Origin of the sequence: Acinetobacter sp. OYA S30 (assembly GCF_033599315.1) — a bacterium.
Taxonomy (GTDB): Bacteria; Pseudomonadota; Gammaproteobacteria; order Pseudomonadales; family Moraxellaceae; genus Acinetobacter; species Acinetobacter baumannii.
In genome coordinates, this window is sequence record NZ_JAWVAV010000042.1 from 20641 (window position 1) to 27692 (window position 7052).

Genomic DNA, 7052 nt, shown 5'->3' on the forward strand with positions numbered 1-7052 from the left:
GCACACTTAGGGTGATCTAAATAAAGTAGGGGCATGGAAAACTGAGGAATAACGGATGACCTATATTTATAAAAATCCTGCCGGAATGACCGATAGCGAAAAAACCGAACATATTAAAAAAGTAGTAACAGCAGAAGGCGTGGCTTTACGCAAACGCCATCCTATTTTGAATCATCAAAATGCCATTGGGGCGATGATTCTATTTATATCTTTGGTCGGCATGATAGCGACTGCCTTGCTCTATATAAATCATCAACTTTCAGCTTGGTTTGCTATTCCGATTATTGCTTTTTTTGCATCGCTCACGCATGAGTTAGAGCATGATCTGATTCACTGGATGTATTTTAGAAAGAAACCATGGGCACATCATTTAATGATGGGTTTAGTCTGGTTAGCTCGACCAAGTACCATTAACCCGTGGAAACGTCGTGAGCTGCATTTTAACCATCATAAAAACTCAGGCACCGAAGTTGATTTAGAAGAAAGAGCTTTAACCAACGGAGAACAGTGGAGCATACGTCGTCTCATCGCGATTGGTGATAACGGCTTGGCTGTCTTGTTCCGTATTATTTCTGCAAGCAATTGGACGGTTAGAAAAGTAATTTTTAAACGTGCATTTATGGCTTATTTTCCGTTAGGAATTATTCATTGGTCGCTGTGGTATATCTTTTTAGGTTTTCATGCAGTAGATGCTGTTTTAAGTTGGGCGAATGCACCGATTGCTTGGTCAGCTACCACTTTAAATATTATGCATGTGGTTAATATTTTGACTGTTGTTTGGGTTGCACCGAATGTACTGCGTACCTTCTGCTTGCACTTTGTGACTAGCAATATGCATTACTACGGCGATGTCGAATTGGGTAATGTCATTCAGCAAACTCAGGTGTTAAAACCTTGGTGGATGATGCCGTTCCAACTGTTTTGCTTTAACTTTGGTTCAACGCATGCCATCCACCATTTTGTGGTGAAAGAACCATTCTATATTCGTCAAATGACTGCACCAGTTGCACATAAAGTTATGCGTGATATGGGGGTTCGGTTTAACGACGTGGGAACCTTTAAAAGAGCAAACCGTTGGAATATAAATAATTTATCAGAATCAAAAAGCTAAAACATAGCTTTTTATCTCACTCAAATGGACTGATTTCTGTACGAAGCGCTCAGTCCATTAACCATAAACTCACTATGGAGTTTCTTAAAAATTAAGCGGCTCTACTGAAACTTAGTAAAAAGCAAAATCACACCTAAGACACATAAAATAGAACCAATCACTCTATTAATATGGACTTGCTTGGCTAACATTTTCTGTCTCAGTAGCATAGATGAAAATAGTACAGCCACAAGTGAAAACCATACAAAATGGGCAAATGACATAAAAAAGCCATAAGCCAAAAGAATGGTTTTAGGCGTAGTTAAACTCACGATTTGTGTATAGGTACTAATCACAAATAGCGTGGTTTTAGGGTTCAGGGCGTTAGTAAAAAAGCCGTATTTTATCGCTTGAAAACTGCCTATAGCGTTTAAAGCAACAGCGTCTAAAACAGGTTTTTGAGTAAAAGTTTTATAGCCAATATAGATCAGGTAAAGCGCGCCAATATACTTAACAATATTCAAAATTTGCGGCGTATAAGTCATCACAAAGGCAACGGCAACTAATGTGTAGGTGACATGCACCAACACGCCAAGCGATATTCCAAGTGAAGTAAACACACCTATTTTTCTGCCGTACAAGTAACTATTTTTCGTAACGATCGCGAAGTCAGCGCCGGGGCTAACCACTGCCAAAATCGTAATGAGAATAACCGCAATAAACTCAGCCATTATCTTGCACCCTCATTGAAAACGAACGGTTTTATCTGTACTTTTTGGAATGGATTCGAGAGGAGAGCTGTTTTACTGAAAGCTATTATTCTTTTCGTGAGAAAGATTGGGTCTTTACATTTATGAAGATAGATATAGATATTTAAAATATTTTTCATCATCTAAAATAGGTTTTAATAAAGATGATTTTTATTTTGAACAGAAACCTAAAAATAAAAATCGATAAAAACGACAACATAACTATGAGTTTTTGGAATGATCGAAAGAATATCGCTGAATTCACTAAAATTTTTCTATTTTGTGGCGAAGTATGGCAGTGTCACGTTAGCTGCAAAGAAATTATTTGTGACGCAAAGTGCGGTCAGTAAACAGATTTATAATTTAGAAGAAGCTTTAAATACGTCTTTATTCGACCGAAAAAATAAAACGCTTGTAATGACTAAGCAGGGCGAAATTTTATTGAGTTGTTGCCATCAGGTGTTTGGTCAACTCGATGAATGTTTAATAGAGCTCAGCCAACCCAAAACCGAAAACAAGCAACTGGTTTTGTCGTGTGAACCGACTCTTTCTATGAAATGGCTCATTCCACGGCTATCAAAATTTAAAAAGCTCGGGCATGATTTTGAGGTTGTGCTACTCACAGCAGGCGGTGTGGTTGATTTTGAAAAAGATAATATTGATATTGCGATTCGTAGAAATGACTTTGATTGGGGAGAGCATATTTATGGCGAAAAGATTGCCGATGAATATATCGCTCTAGTTCAAGCAACTAAGCCATCGGAAACCAACGACGTACTCATTTCGACCTCTAGACCAAATTTTTTCAAAAGTATGAGTCGCATTGCTGAGCTAAAGCAAAGTTTAAAAGGCTACACCAAAGTTGAACTCGAACATTTTTATCTATGTTTAGAAGGTTGTTTGGCGGGACTTGGCGCGACAGTCATCTCAATTTATATGATTGAAAAAGAGCTTGAGTGGAACTTACTGCAAAAAAATTCACCAGTCGTTCAAGATGGTTCAGCCTATTTTCTACTTTCTCATCGTGCTTTTGAGGAAGATCCACGCAAAACCCTATTTTTAGAATGGCTAAAAGCAGAGATGAATGAGAGTCAACATAAATTGCTTTAGGCTTATCTGTTTTATTTAAAGAAAAATGATTTAATTAATTGAAAATAATCATAAATTCTAAATTTTCAGGCACAACAAAGCGAGTGCTGTATATTGAATTTCTACTGTCTAAACTTCTCTAAGATGAAAAATATTTAACTTCATACTTATTTATAAAACCCTAAACATGAATTTCACTCAGTTTTGAATGAGACTAAATCATTTTTATTCATGTTGTGATTGCGGTATAAATCTATCCATGCTCTGAAGCGCTCCAGTTATTCACTTTTGATAAGACCACAAGGCACAAAACTGATAAGGCTGGAAAGTTCAAAAAGAGCAAAAAGATTTTTTAGGTTTATCTCAGAAATTAGGGTACTGATCACAATGAGTAAAGAATTTACATTTACGATTAAGAGTATTTGTTTCGATGAGAACTATCGTCCAGCAGACAATACGCGTATTACAACCAACTTTGCTAACTTGGCGAGAGGGATGAGCCGCGAAGAAAATTTGCGCAACACATTACGGATGATCGACAATCGCTTCAATGCCTTAGCTCATTGGGACAACCCTAAGGGCGACCGCTATGGCGTTGAACTTGAAATCATTTCAGTTGAAATGAATATTGATGCCGAAAACCGTACTAGCGGGCTTCCTTTAATCGAAATATTGAAAACCAATATTGTTGATAAAAAGACCAATGAACGCATCGAAGGCATTGTAGGTAACAACTTCTCGTCTTATGTACGTGACTATGACTTTAGTGTGCTGTTGTTAGACCACAACAAAAACAAGTCTACGTTTAGCACGCCAGAAAAGTTTGGCGAATTGCACGGTAACTTGTTTAAGAGCTTTATTAACTCTGAGACTTATAAAGCCAACTTTAAAAAGGCACCAGTCATTTGCCTAAGCGTTTCAACAAGTAAGGTGTATCACCGTACTGAAAACGAACATCCTGTTTTAGGGGTCGAATACAAGCAAGAAGACTATTCATTAACTGATGAATATTTCCAAAAAATGGGCTTAAAAGTTCGCTATTTCATGCCGCCGCATAGCGTTGCGCCGTTAGCGTTCTACTTTACTGGCGATTTGTTGAGTGATTACACCAACCTTGAGTTGATTAGTACCATTAGTACGATGGAAACCTTCCAAAAGATTTACCGTCCTGAAATTTACAATGCAAATTCAGTGGCTGGAAAGTCTTATCAACCAAGCTTGAAGCACCAAGATTATTCACTTACTCGAATTGTGTATGACCGTGAAGAACGTAGCCGTTTGGCTATTGAGCAGGGGAAGTTTGTTGAAGAGCAATTTATCAAACCATACCAAGCGATTCTTGAGCAGTGGTCTGCGAATTACGCTCCTAATTAATCAACATATAGGTCATTTATTATGAAAAAGTTATTACCGACTTCAACTGCTGGCAGCTTACCGAAACCGTCTTGGCTTGCAGAACCTGAAAAGCTTTGGTCGCCGTGGAAACTCGAAAACGAAGGCTTAGTTGAAGGTAAAAAAGACGCGTTACGTTTAGCACTTCACGAACAAAAACTTGCGGGCATTGATATTGTCAGCGATGGCGAACAAACCCGCCAACACTTTGTGACGACATTTATTGAGCACTTAAATGGTGTAGATTTTGAGAAGCGCGAAACAGTTCGTATTCGTGACCGTTACGACGCAAGCGTACCGTCTGTGGTAGGTGCGGTGTCTCGTCAAAAGCCTGTGTTTGTTGAAGATGCAAAGTTTTTACGTCAGCAAACTGATCAGCCAATTAAATGGGCATTACCTGGCCCAATGACCATGATTGATACGCTTTACGATGGTCACTACAAGAGCCGTGAAAAGCTTGCTTGGGAATTTGCCAAAATCTTGAACCAAGAAGCGAAAGAGTTAGAAGCTGCTGGTGTAGATATTATCCAGTTTGACGAACCTGCATTTAACGTATTCTTTGACGAAGTAAATGACTGGGGGATTGCAACTTTAGAGCGTGCAATTGAAGGTCTAAAATGTGAAACTGCGGTGCACATTTGCTATGGTTACGGTATTAAAGCCAATACTGACTGGAAAAAGACACTCGGTTCAGAATGGCGCCAGTACGAAGAAGCTTTCCCGAAACTTCAAACTTCTAACATTGATATCATCTCGTTAGAATGTCACAACTCGCGTGTGCCAATCGACTTGCTTGAACTTATTCGTGGTAAAAAAGTCATGGTGGGTGCAATTGATGTTGCAACAAACCAGATTGAAACACCGGAAGAAGTTGCCAACACACTACGTAAAGCGCTTCAGTTTGTAGACTCAGACAAGCTTTACCCGTGCACAAACTGCGGTATGGCGCCTCTTTCTCGTGAAGTGGCACGCGGCAAGCTAAATGCCTTAAGTGCAGGTGCAGAAATCGTTCGCCGAGAACTGACGGGTTATGATCTTACTGCTTAATATTTACCAATAAGTGGTATAAAGGGTTACTTTTTTGATGGTGGTTGATAATCAAACAAGTAACCCTCATTTTACTTACTACATGTCGCTCTAATCAGAACGCATGTCGATAGTACCTTCCTGATGGAGTTGGGCGGTATAGCAAACACACAGGAAAAGGTACGGTTCAATTTAGGAATAATGTCATGGTTCAAGCAACAGACTTTAGAAATGCAATGTCTTTACTCACAAGTGCGGTTAGTGTTGTGACCACGGCAGGCATGTCTGGCCGTTTTGGATTTACTGCCTCTGCTGTTTGTAGTGTGACTGACACACCGCCGACATTATTGGTCTGTATGAACCAAGCTGCGAGTTCACATGCACATTTCCTAGATAACAAAATCTTAACCGTAAATGTGTTAGGCGCGCACCACGAACATATTTCAAAAGCATTTTCATCTAAGCTCACACCAGAAGAACGCTTTAAACATGGCGAATGGATTGAGTTAGAAACGGGTTCACCTGTGTTGGAAGATGCTTTGGTGAGCTTCGATTGTGAGATTGAGCAAATTCAACAAGTCGGCACACACACGATTTTTATATGTCCGATTGTGGCGATTAAACAAAGCCAACATGACCAAAGCTTGGTTTACTTTAACCGCGCTTATCACCAAGTGGGGCAGACAGAGACTGTCTAATCCCACTTATTGTTTCGTTGTTTCATAATAAAAGACTCATTAAGAAATCAATAAGCACGGATCGCTTCTGTTTAATTTTAAAAATATAATTAAATATAATATCTTAAATAATAATTAAGTTAATCTAATGAAAAACAATAAGAAATTTAATCACTTGTCATTAAAGCTACATTGACACATCTCAACTCTCAGATTATGCTTTGCGTGCTGGCCACATTGCCAGCCGGTTTTAGCAGACCGCGCTCAAGAACATTGAAAAAACTCGTTTTTTTTGATGTAGACCCGTTCGTCTCCCTTTTTGTAGCGGTAGGACGGAAGGGGGACACCTTCGGGTGTGCTGGGTCTTGAGCCAGTCTGCTAACCCCCTTTCGTTCTGCCACCATAATTCCAAATGAATGCTTTGGCAGAACTCCCAAAATCAGGAGTTGGCTATGCACATCCATCATTTCTTGGCCTTGAGCGCCAAAAGCTATAACGACACCACTTAATTCATCTTTAAACAGTTTGGAGGCTTAACCGCTTTTCAGACTTTAAGTCATTACGGCTAAAAACTTATATCAACAATAAAACTTGAGATGTGCCAAGCACCGTCTTATGGCTTTGCTGTGCCTTTTTTTCTCCCAGAAAGGGCACAGGCTTTTTATCTCATTTAGAAACAACAAGAATTTATAACGGTAAAACTATGCCAACTTTAGAAATATCTTCCAAAAAATTACAGGTTGTTCAAACTGCCATCCAACTCTTTACTACGCATGGGTTCCACAATGCAGGCGTAGACCTCATTATCAAAGAAGCCAAAATACCGAAAGCCACGTTCTACAACTACTTCCGCTCCAAAGAACGCCTGATTGAAATGTGCATCGCCTTTCAAAAAAGCCTACTCAAAGAAGAAGTGCTCTCGATTATTTACTCAAGCCGTTACTACACCCAAAAAGATAAACTCAAAGAAATTATTGTTTTACATACAAATTTAAACAGCCTATATCATTTGCTGCTTAAAGCAGTTTT

At 39.1% G+C, this 7052-nt stretch carries 7 protein-coding genes; 6 read left to right on the forward strand and 1 reads right to left on the reverse strand.

Features of this window, described 5'->3' with window-relative positions; all coding sequences use genetic code 11:
* Window positions 1–85 precede the first annotated feature (85 nt).
* Window positions 86–1111: a fatty acid desaturase gene (locus R5R67_RS16250; RefSeq protein WP_085943420.1), complete on the forward strand. Its 1026-nt coding sequence runs from the start codon at window positions 86–88 to the stop codon at window positions 1109–1111.
* Window positions 1112–1212: 101 nt separating this feature from the next.
* Here the strand turns inward: R5R67_RS16250 and R5R67_RS16255 are convergent, their stop codons facing one another.
* Complete coding sequence (locus tag R5R67_RS16255) at window positions 1213–1821, reverse strand: LysE family translocator (RefSeq protein WP_000807298.1); 609 nt, start codon at window positions 1819–1821, stop codon at window positions 1213–1215.
* Window positions 1822–2076: 255 nt separating this feature from the next.
* Here R5R67_RS16255 and R5R67_RS16260 point away from each other — a divergent pair, with 255 nt between their 5' ends.
* From R5R67_RS16260 to R5R67_RS16280, 5 genes are all read left to right on the forward strand, one after another.
* Window positions 2077–2949: a LysR family transcriptional regulator gene (locus R5R67_RS16260; RefSeq protein WP_000572814.1), complete on the forward strand. Its 873-nt coding sequence runs from the start codon at window positions 2077–2079 to the stop codon at window positions 2947–2949.
* Between the two features lie 366 nt (window positions 2950–3315).
* A complete protein-coding gene (locus R5R67_RS16265; RefSeq protein WP_000031355.1) occupies window positions 3316–4302 on the forward strand; it encodes a DUF1852 domain-containing protein in 987 nt (328 codons plus the stop codon).
* Between the two features lie 21 nt (window positions 4303–4323).
* On the forward strand, window positions 4324–5367 hold the full coding sequence (locus tag R5R67_RS16270) for a methionine synthase (RefSeq protein WP_000735356.1): 1044 nt from the start codon (window positions 4324–4326) through the stop codon (window positions 5365–5367).
* Window positions 5368–5552: 185 nt separating this feature from the next.
* Window positions 5553–6044 (forward strand): flavin reductase, encoded by a 492-nt coding sequence (locus R5R67_RS16275; RefSeq protein ID WP_002061574.1) that lies wholly within the window; start codon window positions 5553–5555, stop codon window positions 6042–6044.
* Between the two features lie 682 nt (window positions 6045–6726).
* On the forward strand, window positions 6727–7052 hold a 326-nt coding region (locus R5R67_RS16280; protein ID WP_318754997.1), incomplete at its 3' end, for a TetR/AcrR family transcriptional regulator.

Coding starts and splice junctions, on each gene's coding strand:
- R5R67_RS16265 (WP_000031355.1), top strand. CDS start 3,316: ATGAGTAAAGAATTTACATTTACGATTAAGAGTATTTGTTTCGATGAG.
- R5R67_RS16250 (WP_085943420.1), top strand. CDS start 86: ATGACCGATAGCGAAAAAACCGAACATATTAAAAAAGTAGTAACAGCA.
- R5R67_RS16275 (WP_002061574.1), top strand. CDS start 5,553: ATGGTTCAAGCAACAGACTTTAGAAATGCAATGTCTTTACTCACAAGT.
- R5R67_RS16260 (WP_000572814.1), top strand. CDS start 2,077: ATGATCGAAAGAATATCGCTGAATTCACTAAAATTTTTCTATTTTGTG.
- R5R67_RS16270 (WP_000735356.1), top strand. CDS start 4,324: ATGAAAAAGTTATTACCGACTTCAACTGCTGGCAGCTTACCGAAACCG.
- R5R67_RS16255 (WP_000807298.1), bottom strand. CDS start 1,821: ATGGCTGAGTTTATTGCGGTTATTCTCATTACGATTTTGGCAGTGGTT.